Annotated in this window: 15 protein-coding genes and 1 pseudogene; 5 read left to right on the forward strand and 11 right to left on the reverse strand. The window is 54.4% G+C overall.

What is annotated here, in order from left to right; genetic code table 11:
* Positions 1-383: 383 nt before the first annotated feature.
* From OCV69_RS03695 to thiE, 4 genes and pseudogenes are all read right to left on the reverse strand, one after another.
* Positions 384-2,966: an LTA synthase family protein gene (locus tag OCV69_RS03695; RefSeq protein ID WP_158357724.1), complete on the reverse strand. Its 2,583-nt coding sequence runs from the start codon at positions 2,964-2,966 to the stop codon at positions 384-386.
* A complete protein-coding gene (locus OCV69_RS03700; protein ID WP_022272484.1) occupies positions 2,956-3,537 on the reverse strand; it encodes a xanthine phosphoribosyltransferase in 582 nt (193 codons plus the stop codon). The genes OCV69_RS03695 and OCV69_RS03700 overlap by 11 nt, the downstream gene beginning before the upstream one ends.
* 78 nt (positions 3,538-3,615) lie before the next feature.
* Positions 3,616-4,422 (reverse strand): bifunctional hydroxymethylpyrimidine kinase/phosphomethylpyrimidine kinase, encoded by an 807-nt coding sequence (thiD, locus tag OCV69_RS16945; protein WP_252207556.1) that lies wholly within the window; start codon positions 4,420-4,422, stop codon positions 3,616-3,618.
* Positions 4,423-4,449: 27 nt separating this feature from the next.
* A pseudogene (gene thiE / locus OCV69_RS16950) lies at positions 4,450-5,103 on the reverse strand (thiamine phosphate synthase); the annotation flags it as partial.
* A 98-nt stretch (positions 5,104-5,201) separates the two neighbouring features.
* Here thiE and trxA point away from each other — a divergent pair.
* A complete protein-coding gene (trxA, locus tag OCV69_RS03715; RefSeq protein ID WP_158357726.1) occupies positions 5,202-5,513 on the forward strand; it encodes a thioredoxin in 312 nt (103 codons plus the stop codon).
* Here the strand turns inward: trxA and OCV69_RS03720 are convergent.
* Positions 5,493-6,158 carry a Crp/Fnr family transcriptional regulator gene (locus OCV69_RS03720; protein WP_158357728.1) on the reverse strand — a complete coding sequence of 222 codons (666 nt, stop codon included), beginning with the start codon at positions 6,156-6,158 and terminating at the stop codon, positions 5,493-5,495. The two genes, trxA and OCV69_RS03720, sit on opposite strands and share 21 nt — an antisense overlap.
* A 526-nt stretch (positions 6,159-6,684) precedes the next feature.
* Here OCV69_RS03720 and OCV69_RS03725 point away from each other — a divergent pair.
* Entirely contained in the window at positions 6,685-7,221 is a 537-nt protein-coding gene (locus tag OCV69_RS03725; protein WP_158357730.1) for a hypothetical protein, read from the forward strand.
* An 82-nt stretch (positions 7,222-7,303) separates the two neighbouring features.
* Positions 7,304-7,987 (forward strand): helix-turn-helix transcriptional regulator, encoded by a 684-nt coding sequence (locus OCV69_RS03730; RefSeq protein ID WP_022272490.1) that lies wholly within the window; start codon positions 7,304-7,306, stop codon positions 7,985-7,987.
* Positions 7,988-8,059: 72 nt separating this feature from the next.
* Here OCV69_RS03730 and OCV69_RS03735 read toward each other — a convergent pair whose 3' ends face one another.
* The 4 genes from OCV69_RS03735 to OCV69_RS03750 form a co-directional block, all read right to left on the reverse strand.
* Positions 8,060-8,575, reverse strand: coding sequence for a GNAT family N-acetyltransferase (locus OCV69_RS03735; protein ID WP_158357734.1), 516 nt, complete (start codon positions 8,573-8,575; stop codon positions 8,060-8,062).
* Positions 8,576-8,774: 199 nt separating this feature from the next.
* A complete protein-coding gene (locus OCV69_RS03740; protein ID WP_158357736.1) occupies positions 8,775-9,986 on the reverse strand; it encodes an NADP-dependent isocitrate dehydrogenase in 1,212 nt (403 codons plus the stop codon).
* A gap of 18 nt (positions 9,987-10,004) precedes the next feature.
* On the reverse strand, positions 10,005-11,318 hold the full coding sequence (locus OCV69_RS03745) for an SLC13 family permease (protein ID WP_022272493.1): 1,314 nt from the start codon (positions 11,316-11,318) through the stop codon (positions 10,005-10,007).
* A gap of 27 nt (positions 11,319-11,345) precedes the next feature.
* A complete protein-coding gene (locus OCV69_RS03750) occupies positions 11,346-12,209 on the reverse strand; it encodes a DUF6282 family protein (protein ID WP_158357738.1) in 864 nt (287 codons plus the stop codon).
* A gap of 173 nt (positions 12,210-12,382) precedes the next feature.
* Between OCV69_RS03750 and OCV69_RS03755 the strand changes: the two genes are divergently transcribed.
* Both OCV69_RS03755 and OCV69_RS03760 read left to right on the forward strand, forming a co-directional pair.
* The gene (locus OCV69_RS03755) at positions 12,383-13,300 is read left to right on the forward strand and encodes a LysR family transcriptional regulator (RefSeq protein ID WP_158357740.1); all 918 of its coding nucleotides are present in this window, start codon (positions 12,383-12,385) and stop codon (positions 13,298-13,300) included.
* A 226-nt stretch (positions 13,301-13,526) separates the two neighbouring features.
* Entirely contained in the window at positions 13,527-14,300 is a 774-nt protein-coding gene (locus tag OCV69_RS03760) for an ATPase (protein WP_158357742.1), read from the forward strand.
* A 347-nt stretch (positions 14,301-14,647) separates the two neighbouring features.
* Here the strand turns inward: OCV69_RS03760 and OCV69_RS03765 are convergent, their stop codons facing one another.
* Positions 14,648-15,676 carry a cytidylate kinase-like family protein gene (locus OCV69_RS03765; protein WP_158357744.1) on the reverse strand — a complete coding sequence of 343 codons (1,029 nt, stop codon included), beginning with the start codon at positions 15,674-15,676 and terminating at the stop codon, positions 14,648-14,650.
* Between the two features lie 15 nt (positions 15,677-15,691).
* On the reverse strand, positions 15,692-17,035 hold the full coding sequence (locus tag OCV69_RS03770; RefSeq protein WP_262562988.1) for a sodium:proton antiporter: 1,344 nt from the start codon (positions 17,033-17,035) through the stop codon (positions 15,692-15,694).
* Between the last annotated feature and the right edge of the window lie 74 nt (positions 17,036-17,109).

A 17,109-nucleotide genomic window follows, 5' to 3' on the forward strand; every position in this document is an offset into this window, starting at 1 on the left:
TGATTTGGTTTTCAGAAATACCCTGAGCATATACAGTGACGTGTTGGGTAATTGCATTTATTATAAGCGTTGCACTGGTTGATCATACAGTGAAAAAACCAAAAGACCAGGAGCGCTTATAGAGCCAGCAGATTCCCACTTATCAAGCAGTACACAGTAAAATTAAATAAACCACCCCAAGGGACAGCCGGGAAAACCGACTGTCCTTTTTCTATGCCTACGGGCAGAAAGGAGCAGCCAGCCATGACAATCTGGATACTATTATTACTGCCGGATACTTGCCACAGGACAGGGCATATCAGAATGATTTCGACCGTCTTGTGGCAAAGCTCTAAAAAACTGACAAACCTTGACTGCAAAGAGGATCAAGATCGTCTTCCCCTCTATCTGTACCCCTCTCCCATGCTCTTCTTATCAAACACGTTCTGGTACACCAGATACTGGTATTCCTCCAGCACCCCCTCCTCATCCTCCATCCTGGAGTTCCACTGGCCGGAGGCGTCGAAGCAGCCGAAGGCGTTCATGGCCGGGTAGGCGGCCGCCGTCTCAAAAAGGAAGCTCTCATAGGCATTCAGGGGCACTCCCGCCGCCTCCAGCAGCAGGGGACGCAGAAAGCCCGGGGAGGTGACCACATCTGACATCTCCTGAATGTCAAAATTCGCCCAAAGGATAAAGCTGGCGTAATACCACCTCTGGGAGTCCAGCTCCCCGTCCCGTTCCTCCAGCTTCTGGTCCATGAACTCCGATACGCCTTCGTCCATGCTGGGCTGGTGGTCGCCGAACATCAGGATCACCGTGTCCTCCTCTGCCTCTGAGAAGTAATCGGTCAGCTCCTTAAAGGCCGCGTCAGATTCGCGGATCAGAGACAGATATTCTAACATCTGCGGTGTCTGGAGCTCTTTATCCACAGGCATCACCGTCACATCCACCGCCGGTTCGTCCTCCGAATATCCGCCGTGGTTCTGCATGGTCACATTGAACATGAAAAATGGACGGCCCGGCTCCCTTTCCTCATAAAGATGGATCACATTTTTAAAATCTGCCCGGTCGCTCACATAGGTGCGGAGATATTCCTCGTGGGGCAGGCTGTCCTCCTCTGAGTAGAACGCATCCAGTCCCAGAAGCGGATACACCGACGATCTGCGGTAGCTGATGGGCAGGTACGGATGGTACGCCGCCGCCTGGTAGCCCAGCTCCTTCAGCTTCCAGGCCAGGGACTGCTGGACACTTCCCATATACTGGACATAGGGACTGCTGCCAGGAGGCAGGAAATAAAGGCTGTTGCCTGTGAGGAATTCATACTCTGTGTTGGCCGTTCCTCCTCCGTAAACCGATGTAAGGACCTTTCCTCTGACCGCATTGTCCATAGAATGGATATTGGGAAACACGTCTGTGTCTGTCTCAAAGCCGTAAATGGCCGGAAGGTCCGCCAGGGTCTCATTCATAATGACGATCAGATTGGGGTAACGGTCTCCGGCTTCCCTAAGAAGTCCCTTCTCTGTTCCATCACTGTCCAAAGCCGTCTCCAGGATCTCCTCCGCCCGCTTTGCCGTATAGCCCTCCGGCGTCTTTACCCTTCCCATCTTTATAAAGGAAGCAAAGGAGAGCAGATATCCCTTTTCGCTGGTAATGATCTGGAGATTGGAAAAATTGTCAAAGGTGGGAAGCTTCACCGCAAAGACCGCAGCCGCCGCAGCCGCCAGGGCCACATTTCCCAGAAACCCTCTGAGCCTTCTTTCGCACCGGGCTGTGCCCAGGGCAGAAAACAGCGTAAGGACCGTCACCAGAAGGGCCAGGACCGCAGCCGCCGACACTCCATCCGGAGCCAGGGAATAATTCCCCAGCACATGGACAGCCGTCCCCGCATTGGCAATATCAAAGTATTCCAGGGGATTGTTCCTCAGCGCGCCGTAATAATGGTTGGCCACCGAAAGCACCCCAAAGAGCAGAGCCGCTCCCGAAAAGGCCAGGGCTGCGTTCCCCAGGACCAGTAAAAATACCGCCGGGACCAGGGCGCACAGGGCCAGGTTCAGGACCAGATAAAGCGGCGTCTGGAAGTCAAAGGTTGCCAGGTTGAGAAGCTCGGCCGCCGAAAACCATACGAAGGAAAAGGGGACCGCAAGTCCCAGTCCGTACCATATGTTTTTCCTCTTTCTTCCCGCTCCCAGATGCAGGGACATAATGGTAAAGACCTCCAGGCCCAGAACAAACATCCAGCACAAAAGATGTTGACGTCCCGCTCCGTCATTGTCCATGAGGGGTTTTCTGAGGGTCCACAGAATCCCGGCCTTTAAAATTGCCTGTAGCGCCGCAGCGGCCAGGATGGGGGGCCATTTTCTTGGAAAGCCCATGGCCGCCGGTCCGGATCTCCCAGAGGATCCCCTCCGTTCCTCCTGCCGGAGCATGAAAAGCCGCCTCCATCCCAGTACTTCCAGGACCGCCAGAAGCCCCAGAGCCCAGGCGGACAGATACAGCTTCTGAAAATCCAGGATCACTGCCAGGCGGTCGTTGACCACCGCGCCCTCAACCGTAAGCACTGCCCCCGGCTCCGTGGCCAGATCCAGGCGGATGGCACTGACTCCCCGGTACCCCTGGGCACGGCCGAACCGGGCCGAGAGCCTTCCGTCTGTGAGCGCCATCGTCCGGTAGCCCGCCGACGGGATCAGATAAAGCTGGGCCTCCGAGCCGGCTCCTCCTACACCAGATACCTTCACCGTAAGAAACCGGACGTTCACCGGCTCTCCAAAGGCGTAATAGATCCACGGATCACTGGAAAGAGACGTCAGCTCCCCCCGTTCTCCCAGTTCAAATTCTTTTAGGTTCCTTCCATTTTCCCCCAGAAGCGCTTCCCTGGAAATAGAAAACTGGGGGCAGGCCCGAAGCGTCAGACCTGTCCCCACCACATTCATCACCAGAAAAGCTGCCAGGATCAGCAGAAGGAACGGATTCCGCCCCCTACTGCTCACGGAAGGTTACCGTTCCCGTCTCTGCGTCCATGGCATCCACGATAGCCAGGGATTCCAGACGGTAGCCCAGGTTTCTTATGATCCGGCCGCCGCTCTGGAAGCCCTTTTCAATGGCGATCCCGATCCCCTCTGTAATGGCTCCAGCCTGGGCTACGATGGATAAAAGCCCCTGAAGCGCACAGCCGTTGGCCAGGAAGTCGTCGATCAGGAGCACATGCTCCCCTTCCTTTAAAAACTTTTTGGATACGATGACCTGGTTTTTGCATTTATGGGTAAAGGATTCCACCTCTGCCACATACATTTCTCCGTCCAGATTGATGCTCTGGGTCTTTTTGGCAAATACCACCGGCACATCGAAATATCTGGCGGCAATGCAGGCAATGCCGATCCCGGATGCCTCGATGGTCAGGATCTTGTCCACCTGTACGTCTGCAAAGCGGCGCTTGAACTCCTCTCCCATCTGCTCCAGGAGACGGATATCCATCTGATGGTTTAAAAAGCTGTCAACCTTTAATACATTTCCTTCTTTTACGATCCCGTCCTTCTGGATCCGTTCTTCCAAAAAATTCATGATTTTTCCTCCAGTGTATGCAGTTCTAAATACTTAGTCAACTATATCACAGACCCGTCCTCCTTGTAAAGACGGTTCCTATGGGATCTGGAACCCATGGTCCATGGGGCCGGAACCAGAGCCCAGATCCAGCATGGCCTCCAGCGCGCCGGACAGATACTCCTTGGCCCTCTCCACCGCCTGCTCCAGGCTGTATCCCCTGGCAAGCCCTGAGGCAATGGCGCTGGACAGCGTACAGCCGGTCCCATGGGTGTTGGGATTGTCGATCCGCCGCCCCATGAACCAGCAAAAGCCGCCGTCACGGTACAAAAGATCGTTGGCATCGTTTAACCGGTGACCGCCCTTACATAAAACAGCACAGCCGTACTCCCGGCTTATGATCTCCGCCGCCCGGACCATGTCCTCAGATGACCGGATGCAGATCCCAGAAAGCACCTCCGCCTCCGGGATATTGGGCGTCGCCACCGCAGCCATAGGCAGAAGGAGCTCCTTTAAGGCTCCCACAGCATCCTCGTCCAGGAGCCTGGAGCCGCTGGTGGAGATCATCACCGGATCCACCACGATGTTCTCCGCTTTATAATAGGAAAGCCGTTCTGCAATGACCCGGATCAGCTCCCCTGAGGATACCATCCCGATCTTTACGGCATCGGGACGGATATCCGAAAAGACGCTGTCGATCTGCATGGCTAAAAATTCCGGCGTCACAGGAAAGATCCCGGAGACCCCTGTGGTATTCTGGGCCGTCAGGGCCGTAATGGCGCTCATGCCGTAAACACCGTTGGCCAGCATGGTCTTTAAGTCTGCCTGGATCCCGGCCCCGCCGCTGGAATCGCTGCCCGCAATGGTCAGGACCGTCTTCCGGCGTCTGTGCCTTCCCAGATACATCTCCGCCGTCTCTTTAAGCCGTCTGGCGGCCGCTTCAATATCCGGCTGGCCGAAAATGGCGCTGACCACGGCCACTCCGTCGGCCCCGGTCCCTTTTAAAGGCTGGATCCGGTCCGCCCGGATCCCTCCGATGGCCACCACCGGGATATCCACCGCCCGGCATATGGCTTTTAAGGTCTCCACCGTTACCTGGGAGGTATCCGATTTGGTATCTGTGGGATACATGGCTCCCACGCCCAGATAATCGGCCCCTCCGGCCTCCGCCGCCTTTGCCTGCTCCACGGTCTTACAGGACACGCCGATGATCTTTCCCGGCCCCAGACGCCTTCTGGCCTCTTTTACGTCCATATCCTTCTGGCCCACATGGACCCCGTCGGCCCCGGAGGCCAGGGCGATCTCCACATCGTCGTTGATGACAAAGGGAACATGGAAGGAATCACACAGCTCCTTTATGGCCGCAGCCTCCTCTAAAAATAAGCGGCGGTCCAGATTTTTTTCCCGGAGCTGCACAAAGGTCACTCCTCCCTTTAATGCCTTTTCCACCTGGTCCTTCAGGCTTTCCCCCTTTAACCAGGCCCGGTCTGTCACCGCATATACAAGCATGTCCTCTGGTCTGCAGTTCATGTTTCTGCTCCTCCTTTTTTGATTTTCCAGTCCGTACCGCCCCGGGCGGCCCGGCATGGGCTTTTGTGATCTTGTCACGGAAGCCCCCGCCTCCTTCTGGTATGATACAGATATAAAGAACGAAAATAAACGATCAGCCACAAGGAGGTTTTTCTATGTCAGTTATGAATATCACAAGCGAAAACTTTGAACAGGAGATCATGGGAAGCGACCGTCCTGTCCTTCTGGATTTCTGGGCGTCCTGGTGCGGCCCCTGCCGGATGGTATCCCCCATTGTGGATGAGATCGCAGAGGACCATCCGGAGATCCGGGTGGGAAAAATCAACGTGGATGAACAACCGGAGCTGGCCGGACAGTTCGGCGTCATGAGCATTCCCTCCCTGTTTTACATGGAAAACGGAAAAGTCGTCCGTAAGACCATGGGCGCCATGCCAAAACAGGAGATCTTAAGATTCATTGGAAAATAAGCGGGAAAGTCCCTTCCGGTCCAGGATCTCCACAGCCCCCCTGGAAAGCCGTACCAGGCCCTCGGTCTGGAAATACTTTAACATCCGGGTGACCACCTCCCTGGCGGTACCCATATGGCTGGCGATCTTTTCATGGGTGATCTTAAGGGTATCCGTCTCCTCCAGGACGCTTTCCTCCAGAAGGAAGCCCGCCAGCCGTTTATCGAAGCTCTTCCACATCACCTGGTCCATGAGCCACATGACATCCGTAAACCGGGACGCCATGATCTGGCTGGTATAGTTGGCCACCACGGCCGACCGCTCCATCAGCCCCTTATAAAAATCCGGCGGGATGATCCAGAGCTCCGTGTCCTTCTCCGTAGAGATGAACACGTCAAACTGGAGACTGCTCATGATGCAGGAAGCCGAAAACAGGCAGATATCCCGCTCAAACAGCCGGTACAGAGTGATCTCCCTCCCCTCTTCGGAGATCATATGGGCCCGGAGCTGGCCGGAGGCGATCACCAGCAGGCCGGTGCATACGCCGTCTCCGCCATGGAGAAGCGTGCCTTTTGGAACCCTCCGCTTCACCGCCGCATAATCGAGCCTTTCCTGGTCTGCTTTGTCCAGCTGGTCATAAATGGGAAAATACTGGGATATTGTCATGGCCTTCCGCCTCCTGTTCTGCTATATGCTCCCATTATACTTCATCTTCGGGACACAGTACAGATGCTCTTCTTATTTTTTCAGACAGAAAAACAGGCCCGGCGCTTTTTACGCGTGGCCTGTTTTTCTGTTGCAGCATTGATTTGTTTCTGCCCCGGTCTCCCCTCCTCATGGGAAACGGCAGCATCCGGATCAAAAAGATTGGAGAAAAGATCCAGGATGGCTGATCCGCAGGCATCCACTCTGCGGAATGGGGCATCTCTCACACGGAGAACTGTATGGTATTACAAAAAGTTTGTATGGATTCCAAATTGTTTGGATGATTTCATTATACTGTCTCCCTTTCTGGTTGTCAAGGGGTTTTCTGTATGAATTTATGTACAAGCCTGGGTTCCCAGGCTTTCTTCCAGATGGTATACTGGCTGTGTAAACAGACCGTATACTATCGCGAATCTGGTTTCTGCGTTTACCGCGAAAATCCAGGCGCTTAATTCCCCCGGAGGGGGACGTGAAAGGAGAGGACCTTATGAAGAAAAAAACAAAATGTCTGGCTGCCGCAGCCATCCTGGCGGGAGGCCTTCTGGCCGCAGCCATCTATACCCGCCCCCGGACCATCGCCCAGCGGTATCCGTTCCTGGACCTGGACCAGTGTATCCAGATCCACGGATATTACAGTGAAGGAATACAGGCAGAGGACACCCGCTTCCTCATAACACCGGAGGACCCGCACTTTAAAGAAGCGCTCCGGCTGTTTGGCTCCCCTGCCTTCCGGACAAAACTGGGGAATCTCCTCCCCCGCGGAACAAAAACCCACCGATACAGCGAAGGTGATTTCCAGTGGATCGTCCTGTTCCGGTTTGAATCTGTTCTTTTTCCCTCCAAAGATACGGGAACGGGAGATCTTCTCCATGTGAATAATTTCTATGGAGACCTGACCCTTTACTCCGACGGGGAAACGGTGCAGTGCGGCTTCTCCGGCCAGGAACCGTGGACCCGGGATGTCATGGACATCATCACCCTGTATCCTGTATCGGAGCAGCCTCCGGCGTCCTCCGGAATTTGACAAATGGCCTCTGCGGAATTATAATAGATATGATGTCCGCATTGGACAGGCAAATCTGAACCAGCACCGAAAGGGGAACATTGTGGAGATAGGAAACTACCTGGACTTTGACTTTTTGATCCGTTTTCTGGAGGGGCTCCAGAAATTTCTTGGTGAGGACAGCGAGATCCTCATCCATGACTACCGGAAGGGCTACGACCATACCATCGTGTACGCGCTGAACGCAGACTTAAGCGGCCGTCACGTGGGCGGTTCTCCCAAGGGTGGTATGATCACCCAGTTCGGAAAGAGCATTGAGCCCTTAAAGGACAGTATCCAGACCTTTTCCAACGGGCCCAAGGATCGTTTTTTTAAATCCTTTACGACACTGATCCCCGATGAAAACGGGAAGATCATCGGCTCTGTCTGCGTCAACCTGGATGTGTCCCAGCTTCTGATCGCACAGAACGCCTTACAGGCCTTCATCCAGCACCCGGCTACGGATATCCACACGCCCCCGGCCACCGATATGGACGCCCTGGCGACGAAAAACGTGGACGATATCCTCCAGTATTATATGAACCAGGCCGAAGCCCTGGTGGGCAAGCCCATGTCCCTGATGAATAAAGAAGAAAAAATAAAAGCCCTGGACTACCTGGACCAGAAGGGCGTATTCAAGATCTCAAAGACCAGCGTTCTCCTCTGCGAGACGCTTCAGATCTCCAAGTACACTCTGTATAACTATCTGGAAGAGGCCAGGTCCGGCCGGAGCGATGAGGAGGCGTAGGATACGCCTCCTTTTTCTGTCCTGGAGCCAGAAACGCTGTCTGTCAGGTCCTCTGCCCCGGCTCATTCCTCTTTATGGCTTCACCTTCCCGTAAATGCACAGGTTATATATGTTCCCATTTTTATCCACCGCCTGCTTTAAAAGCCCCTCCAGCTCAAAGCCGTTCTTTTCCAGGACCCGCCTGGATGCCTTATTTGGCTCATAGACCCGTCCGGTGATCCGGAGGATATCCAGGAGCCTCCATGCCTCTTTGCATATGAGCCCTGCTGCCTCTGTCATGATCCCCCGGGACCAGACGCCCCGGTCCAGCATATAGCCGATCTCCGCGCCGCAGCGGTAAACGTCCGTTCCCTGCTCCACCGAGATATTTCCAACGACCTTTCCATCCAGACAGACAGCCCGGAATACCCCATCCTTCCCGTCACGGTCCAGGGTCATTCCAATCCACCATTCTGCGTCCTTTTCTGTATATGGGAACGGCAGGCTGTTCCTTACATAAGACCGGTCCACACCATTGCAGAGCCTTGCCAGATCCTCCTTATCCTCCATGGTCCAGGGCCTTAAGCTGACACTTCCATTTCTTTCCATTGCTCTTCCTCCCTCTCCGCTGTCCGGCGGTAATTTTGTACCAGTATACCTATCCATTCCAAAATTGTCAATATATTTTTATATTCATCTTTTACATACAGAAAACTCTCCCGCAGCCCATGGCTGTCTGGGAGAGTTTCCTGTTGGGGTATTTGGGGGTATATAAGGTATGTATCCAATATTGGGTAATTGTCGTCTGTTACAGCATGGCCTCCAGCTTTTCCCGGATGGCCAGGATGAAATCCCTGCTGTTTAACACGGTGGGGTTGGGAAGGGTGGTCATAAGGGCCAGGTCCTTCGTCATCTTTCCGCCTTCGATGGTATCGATGGTGGCCTTTTCCAGCTTGTCCGCAAAGGCTGCCAGCTCCTGGTTTCCATCCAGCTCGCCGCGCTTTCTCAGCGCTCCGGACCAGGCGAAGATGGTGGCCACCGAATTGGTGGAGGTCTCCTCTCCCTTTAAGTGCTTATAGTAGTGGCGCTGTACGGTTCCATGGGCCGCCTCATACTCATAATATCCGTTGGGGGATACCAGAACCGAGGTCATCATGGCCAGGGAGCCGAAGGCGGAGGAGACCATGTCGCTCATCACATCGCCGTCGTAATTCTTGCAGGCCCAGATAAATCCGCCCTCTGCCTTCATGACCCGGGCAACGGCGTCGTCAATAAGGGTATAGAAGTATTCAATGCCTGCGGCCTGGAATCTCTCTTTATAGGACGCTTCGTAGATCTCTGCAAAAATATCCTTGAACCGGTGGTCGTATTTCTTGGAAACCGTATCCTTTGTGGCAAACCACAGATCCTGCTTCGTCTCCAGTGCATACTCAAAGCAGCTCTTTGCAAAGTTTTCAATGGAATCATCCAGGTTGTACTGGCCCTGGACCACGCCCGGACCCTCAAAGGCATGGACGGAAAGAGTCTCCTCCGGAGAGCCGTCCGCCGGCGTATACACCAGCTTCACCTCACCTGCGCCGGGGATCCTGAGCTCCGCGTTTTTATATACGTCGCCGTAGGCGTGTCTTGCCAGGGTGATGGGCTTTTTCCAGTTCTTCACACAGGGCTCGATGCCTTTGACCACAATGGGGCTGCGGAACACAGTGCCGTCTAAGATGGCGCGGATGGTGCCGTTGGGGCTCTTCCACATCTCCTTCAGGCCGTATTCCTTTACCCGGGCCGCGTTGGCGGTGATGGTAGCACATTTTACTGCCACGCCGTACTTCTTTGTGGCCTCTGCCGCATCCACGGTCACCTGGTCGTTGGTCTTGTCCCGGTATTCCAGGCCCAGGTCATAATATTCTGTGTTTAAGTCGATAAAGGGCGTAAGGAGCTCATCCTTGATGTACTGCCAGAGGATCCTGGTCATCTCGTCTCCATCCATCTCCACCAGGGGAGTCTTCATCTGAATCTTTTCCATTTCCATATTCCTCCTAAATTAAAGAACCATGGCTACGATCACGTTATAGACTGCGCAGCTTACAACGCTGATGGGTACGGCCACAAATAACAGGCGGTTGAACAATGCGTTTCTCTCCTCCTCGTTTCCGCAGGAGCCCAGGATCAGGCTGCCGCCGGAAGAGAACGGGCTGATGGCGCTGGACTGTGCGCCCAGGACCGTGCAGGCAAAGAGCACAGCCGGGTTCAGTCCCGTGGACACGGCCAGGGCCGGGATCAGCGGGAACAGGGCCGGGGCCACCACACCTGTGGTGGAGCTGAAGAAGCTCATGAACGCTGCCACCAGGCTGAAGGCGATGGGGACCAGAGCCACCGGTACGTTGGAGCCGATCCATGCAGACAGGGCGTCGATGGTGCCTGCCTTAACGGCCACTGCGATCAGCATGCCTGCTCCGGCGATCATGATGATGGTGTTCCACGGTACGCGGGCGATGACCTCCTTCTGGGGGGCCAGGTTCATTAAAAGGGCGATCACGGTGAAGCAGATTGCCACCAGGCCCACGTCGATCTTACTGCTGATGGCTGCGATCACGCCATTGCCCGGCATTACCAGCTTTAATAAGGGGAATACCAGCACCACTGCCATCATAAGAAGCATCAGGTTCAGAGTCATTTTCTGTTTTTTATCAAAGGGCTCCGGCTTTTTAAAGGTGATCCCCTTTCCTATGTTCCGGTTGGCCTTGAAGCCATAGCGGAAGATGGCGATGAGGATCAGGGAGAACACGATGGCAAAGCCGAAGATCTTAAATTCCTCGCTGAAGGAGTCGGGAGCCGTAAGGGCCGGTTCCGCCTCATAAGCAGTCTCCATCAGACCGCGGAATACAACGCCCAGGGCCGCTGTGGGGAAGTTTCCGCCTGCCAGGGCGCCGCAGTTGATGGCCACGGCTCCGGTGAGCTTATCCATTTTGGCCTCGTCACAGATCACTAAGGTGATGGGGGCCAGGAAAGCCAGTACGGTAAAGTATGCCGCTCCCATGACAGAGAGGATCACTGCCACGAAGAAAAGGGCAAAGGGAAGGAGTCCCGGAAAGCTCCTGCATGCATAAAGCAGGGCAGAGGACATTTTTTCAAGGGTTCCGTTGATGGCTGCAAAATTGTAAAACAGGGATACGGACAGAATGACGAACATGGTGCTGGTGGGCCAGCAGGCGATCAGCTCCTTCGTCTTCATGCCCAGTGCAAAGCATCCGATGAGGTATGCGAATGCGATGCAGAAAAATCCCGTATTGATCTTTGTCTTGTAACCCAGCACGACGGCCAGGGCTATGGATGCCACAAGAACAACGCTGATCATATCATTTTCCTCCTTAAATGCGGTATCTTAATCCTCCAGTCCCAGCAGACGGGACGGGATGGTCCTTGTCATATGGTATACGTGCTCCTCCGGGATCCCGTGATCCACCAGATACTGCATGTATTCCTCCATGGCCAGCTCCCAGTGGGGATTTTCCGTCTGGCCGCCGTCGGTGTCCACCATCACGTTCTGGTAGCCCACCTCTTTGATGATCTCCACGTTGGACGGAAGGTTGCTCTTATACTTTCCGCCGCCCATGTTCTGGGCGTAGCAGCGCTCCAGGATCACGTCATAGTCCTTTACGATCCGCACCTGGTCCTCCACGCTCATGTCCACGATCCACCACTCGGGATGGGTGACCACAATGTTCTTAACGCCTGCGTTCCTGGCCGCCTCCACTACGATGAAGGCCTCCTCCGGAGACACATGGGCCGTCCCCAGCACTGCATTATGATCCCGGATAAGACCGAACACGTCGTTCAGCTCCGGAACCACCTTTCCGTCTCTCACCACGTCCACGCAGCCCGCCGGATCCAGATTGTTTTTCACCATATGGTTCCTGGCCGACTGGGTCGGAAGCCACACGACCTTCGCTCCCAGCTTTAAGGCCACGTCCACAGCCTTGGGGTTGATGCCGCCCACCACCTTATTTAAGGTAATGCTGCCGAACATGGTAAAATTGTTGGTCTTTCCATGGACGATCTCGTTGTGGCGGTTGCACAGGTAGGCCCGGTCCATGGTGGTTCCCTGGTGGGTCTTTAACACAATGGCCCGCGCACCCACGCGGATCCCGGCTTCCATCATCTCGAAATCGTCATACGCCCGGAGCCGCAGATCCGGATTCGTGTGCACATGCATGTCGATGACGCCTTTCATTGACACTTTACTCATTTTCTTTTCCCCTTCCAATCTTTTCATTTGTGCAATTCGTTCATCCATCCGTTCATATGGAATTGCTTTCTGTCAATATTTATCTTATACTATTCCCATAATTAGAGAAATATAAAATATCAAATAGTTTATATCGGAAAAACCGATGGCAGAGCTGCCGTGAAAGGAGTCCTATGAATCTGAAAGAGCTGAATTATATCGTGACCATTGCCGACGAGGGCAGCATTTCCCGGGCGGCGGAAAAGCTATATATGGCCCAGTCCAGCCTGAGCCAGTTCCTCCAGCTCTACGAGGCAGAGCTGGGAGCGCCTTTATTTATGCGGACCTCACGGGGCGTCCGTCCTACGGCCTCCGGCTCGGTATTTTTAAACCATGCCCGCCAGATCCTCCTCCAGTACCACCGGGCCCAAAGCGAGCTGTGGGATATCGAAGAGCTTTCCGGCGGCCGTATCGAGCTGGGGATCAGCACCTTCCGGGGCACTTATCTGCTGCCGCCTGTACTCAAGCGGTTCCGTGACCGGTATCCCCGGATCCATGTGGAGATCACAGAAAAAGACAGTATGTATCTGGAGGAAATGATCCTGGAGGGCTTTCTGGACATGGCGCTCCTGGCCCTTCCCAGCCCCCGCCTCCATAAGCAGCTGGATTTTCTCACCCGGGATGAGATCTATCTGGTCACTGTTTCGGAGCACCCTGTCATGGAATTCGTTCACCGGGAGGAAGACGGGACACGCTGGGTCGATCTGAAGGACATCGCCCGGTTCGAGTGTATCCTGGGACCGCCAAGGACCATCCTGGGCTCCATGATCCGGAAGGCCTTCGAGGATCTGCGCCTGGAGCCCTTGGCCCAGAATACCAATATCACCGCCCCCTTCGCTGCCGCCATGGCCCGGGAGGGGATCGCCCTTTCCTTTACGTATCATTCCTGTATGGTGAAGGCCCCAGGCGTGGAATATCTGTCCGTGGGCCGGAAAGGGCTCTTTCTGGATCTCTCCCTGGCCTATCCCGCCGGCGAATACCGCTCCAAGGCCACCATGGCCCTGGCAAAGATGTTCCATGAGATTTATCAGGAGGCGTCCATCCGGCCATAGGCCAGGGAATATGTCCGGCTCTGCGGCCCGCGTTCCGGCCGGCCGCCCCGGGACAGGCTTCTTGGGACGGGTTTCCCGGAAGCCGCGGCCCTTCATCCGGCCTTTGGGCCCGGTCTTTCAGTCTATATGCGTTCCCTGGAGCCCCGCCCCTGCGGCGGGATCTCCCGGGATCGCAGACCAGTCTTTACACCACTTCTATTATCTTTTCATCCGGAGGTTTTAAATTATGGATAAAATAAACGATGAATTAAAAAAGCTGGAGCTTGAGATCGCAGATGTAAAACGCCGCCTCCAGGCTCTCCCGGACGGCAGCCTTGTCTGTTCCCGTAATGGAAATTACTGGAAATGGTACTGGAACTGCGGAGACGGGCTTTCCTATCTTCCCAAAAGCGCCCGTCCTATGGCCGAAAAACTGGCTGTCAGAAAATATCTTTCCCTTCTGTTAAGATCCCTCCAGGCCAGACGTGCCTTTCTTGACTCTTATCTTGCCCGGAAAAGCCAGGCCGCTGAACAGGCTGTACAGGCTTATCTGGAGAATCCCGCTTACCAGCCGCTTCTCGCTCCCTATTTTACCCCTTTGTCCCCGGAGCTGGCCCAGTGGGCAGCGACCCCCTATGACCAGAATCCCCTGTTTCCGGAGCAGCGGATCCATAAATGTGCCTCCGGCCACCTGGTCCGGTCCAAATCTGAGGCGATCATCGACATGGTTCTGTATACTAACCAGGTCCCCTTCCGGTACGAATGCGCCCTCACTTTGGGAAAGACTGTGATCTACCCGGATTTTACCATCCGCGACCCCTCCAGCGGAAAAACGTATTACTGGGAGCATTTCGGCATGATGGATCAGCCGTCCTACGCTGCCCGCACCTTTTCAAAGCTCCAGCTGTACACTTCCTTTCAGATCATCCCCTCGATCCAGCTTATCACCACCTATGAAACCCAGGAGCATCCCCTGAACACAGAAACGGCCGAGGCTCTGGTGCGGCAGTATTTCCTATAAGAGCACGCGCGGACAGCGAGATCCGGCCATTCTGGCTGGTTTTCACATTCTCCCATCCTTCACATTCCCCCTACCCGTATCATCAAAAATATTGGGCGAAAATGCACGTTTTTTTCCACAGTGCCCAGAGATTACTGGGGAAACCTGAAATTTCACTGGATTTCCACTGGATTTTTCCAACGGATTGGGCGTATACTGCGTTTTTCTTCGTGTATGCCCAAAAAACACTGGAATTTTGGGCATAGCAGAAAAAAGTCCCTTCTATGCCCAACAGCGAGGCCTGAAGTGGCCCCTGGATCGCCCCATAACGCAAAAAAGCCCCGTCCAAAGGACGGGGCGGGCAGCTCCTATTTTCTTCCTCCATCGATCATTTTCAGAATGAAATCCACGGTACCATCGATCCCGTAGCTGGCGGTGTTGATGCAGAGGTCATAGTTATTGGCATGGCCCCACTTTCTTCCCGTATAGAAATTATAATACCGGGAATGCCTCCGGTCCAGGCGGTGGAGGAGCCTTCTGGCCTTCCGTTCATCCAGTCCGCTGTTGACCTCCACAGCCCGGCGGACCCTCTGCTCAAAGGGGGCTGTGATATAGATACTGATATGGGGGATCTTATTATTGGTCATGATGGCATCGCCGCAGCGGCCCATGATGATGAAGTCCTCCTTCTTCGCCATATCGCAAAGCAGATCGCTCTGGTTAAAGAATACCGCATCCCGCTTGGACAGGCCGTGATAACGGCTGAACTCCCGGAACCTCTGCCTCAGAGTCAGCTTCTTCGCCGGCGCAAAGGCACTGGCCGGGCTCTGGCTGATCTCATCCTTCACCTCGCTGGCATATCCCGCTGTATCATGGAAGGAATCTTTTTCTGCGTCCAGCCGTTTTAAGACCGCTTCAAAGATCTCGGCGTCATAATAGCTGATCTTCAATTTATCGGAAAGCCGGAAGCCCACCTCATTTCCGCCGCTGCCATAGGTCCAGCTGATGCAGACGATCAGGTGGTCCCGGTCGGAGAACCGTTCCTTCAGATTAAAGGCATTCAGCTCCGCCAGATCCGGATCCAGCACGTCTCCATGGGCAAAGCTGGTGGGAAGGCTCATGACCTCCTTTAAGATCCTGTCATACTCGGACATACAGAGCTTCCGCTCCTCCTTATCCTCCAGGGTCCTGGCCATATTGGCGATCAATGCCAGCTCGCTCCGCACCACGTGGCCCTGGGGCCGGGTCATCAGAAGCTCTGTCAGCTCATTGACGCACAGTTCCCTGTCCCGGTTGAACACGCGTCCCAGGGAGGAGCCCAGATGGATATAGACTTCCGCATCCAGGTCATAAATATGCTCTGCCAGTTCCTTGATCTCTTCTCGGTTCATTGACATGATTCCTCCCCCTTCCTATAAAAAGAATAACAGCGTATCCAGGATAAACACCGGCGTCAGGATCCCGAAGGACCAGATCAGATAGCCGAAAAAGGACGGCATCCGGATACCATTTTCGTCCGCAATGGATTTGACCATAAAGTTGGGCGCATTTCCAATATATGTGTTGGCTCCCATGAACACGGCTCCGGCAGAGATCGCCTCCAGCATTTTGATGGGAACAGAGCCCAAAGCCGTCATCATGCCGCCGGTAAAGCCCAGAGATCCGGCTGTCGTTAAGAACACCAGATAGGTGGGCGTATTATCCAAGAAGCTGGACAGAAGCCCTGTGGCCCAGAACATCTGGAAAGGATCCGTGATCCCTAACTTCGGCCCGCTGGCCTTTAACAGCATCAGGGCCGGCTGCATGGTGATGAAGATCCCCACAAACAGCACCGCCACCTCTTTAATGGCGCTCCAGGTAAAATGGTTCTCCCGGCGGATGGACGCGTCTGTGGTCTTAAAGGATAAAAAGGCCGCCAGCAGGATAATGGCGATCTCGATGACTGCCGGATAGCTTAAGACCACCTCCCCCAGGATGTGGATCCCCAGCACCTTCCCCTCCGCATCCTGAAACATCGGAAGGCTTGGAAGGGTCCCGCTTAAGATCACAGCGGCCACGATCATCACGATAAAGATCATGTTATGGGCCCCGCGGATCTTGATCTCCGTACCGGGCTTGCTGATATCCGGCTTTAAGCCCTTTGCAATATCGGTCCGGTAGGCCCTCCGGTCGATCCAGTAAAAAATAAACAGCAGCAATGCCATATTAAACAGCAGGACCGGCGTTAAATGGAGGCTCCAGAAAAACGGCACACCCCGCATGAAGCCCATCAGAAGCGGCGGATCCCCAATGGGAGTCAGACATCCGCCCATATTGGACACCAGGAAAATAAAAAATACAATGATATGCCTCCGGTGCTTCCGCCATGCATTCATCTTAATGATCGGACGGATCATCAGCATACTGGCGCCTGTGGTGCCGATCCAGCTGGAAAGGATGGTTCCCAGAGCTAAAAGTCCCACATTGATCCTGGGTGAGCCTGCCAGATCACCGGACATGGTGATATTTCCGGACACACAGAACAGGCCAAACAGCAGGACGATAAACGTCAGATAATCATTGATCATACACTCCAGCACCGTCTCCGATGCATGGGATACACCGTACATCAGCGCGAAGGGCACCACAAAAAGCAGGGACCAGAAGGCCACAGCATGGGGCTGGTGCTCCTCCCACCAGTGGGGCTTTATAAGAGGCAGTACGGCAATACATAAAAGCAGGCCTGCAAACGGGATGCAGAGCCATAACGGGATCATCTCACTCACTTTGGACCACCTTTCCCTTTCGTTTTTTCTCCTCAAACAGCCACTCATTATAGCAACATTCCCAG

It is taken from the genome of Alitiscatomonas aceti, assembly GCF_025567195.1.
Classification (GTDB): domain Bacteria; phylum Bacillota; class Clostridia; order Lachnospirales; family Lachnospiraceae; genus Alitiscatomonas; species Alitiscatomonas aceti.

What these genes read in the sequence shown, in the direction of transcription:
- OCV69_RS03770 (WP_262562988.1), bottom strand. Translation starts at nt 17,035, where the DNA reads ATGATCCCGTTATGGCTCTGCATCCCGTTTGCAGGCCTGCTTTTATGT.
- OCV69_RS03700 (WP_022272484.1), bottom strand. Translation starts at nt 3,537, where the DNA reads ATGAATTTTTTGGAAGAACGGATCCAGAAGGACGGGATCGTAAAAGAA.
- OCV69_RS03765 (WP_158357744.1), bottom strand. Translation starts at nt 15,676, where the DNA reads ATGTCAATGAACCGAGAAGAGATCAAGGAACTGGCAGAGCATATTTAT.
- trxA (WP_158357726.1), top strand. Translation starts at nt 5,202, where the DNA reads ATGTCAGTTATGAATATCACAAGCGAAAACTTTGAACAGGAGATCATG.
- OCV69_RS03735 (WP_158357734.1), bottom strand. Translation starts at nt 8,575, where the DNA reads ATGGAAAGAAATGGAAGTGTCAGCTTAAGGCCCTGGACCATGGAGGAT.
- thiD (WP_252207556.1), bottom strand. Translation starts at nt 4,422, where the DNA reads ATGTATCTGGGAAGGCACAGACGCCGGAAGACGGTCCTGACCATTGCG.
- OCV69_RS03740 (WP_158357736.1), bottom strand. Translation starts at nt 9,986, where the DNA reads ATGGAAAAGATTCAGATGAAGACTCCCCTGGTGGAGATGGATGGAGAC.
- OCV69_RS03745 (WP_022272493.1), bottom strand. Translation starts at nt 11,318, where the DNA reads ATGATCAGCGTTGTTCTTGTGGCATCCATAGCCCTGGCCGTCGTGCTG.
- OCV69_RS03755 (WP_158357740.1), top strand. Translation starts at nt 12,383, where the DNA reads ATGAATCTGAAAGAGCTGAATTATATCGTGACCATTGCCGACGAGGGC.
- OCV69_RS03725 (WP_158357730.1), top strand. Translation starts at nt 6,685, where the DNA reads ATGAAGAAAAAAACAAAATGTCTGGCTGCCGCAGCCATCCTGGCGGGA.
- OCV69_RS03720 (WP_158357728.1), bottom strand. Translation starts at nt 6,158, where the DNA reads ATGACAATATCCCAGTATTTTCCCATTTATGACCAGCTGGACAAAGCA.
- OCV69_RS03750 (WP_158357738.1), bottom strand. Translation starts at nt 12,209, where the DNA reads ATGAGTAAAGTGTCAATGAAAGGCGTCATCGACATGCATGTGCACACG.
- OCV69_RS03760 (WP_158357742.1), top strand. Translation starts at nt 13,527, where the DNA reads ATGGATAAAATAAACGATGAATTAAAAAAGCTGGAGCTTGAGATCGCA.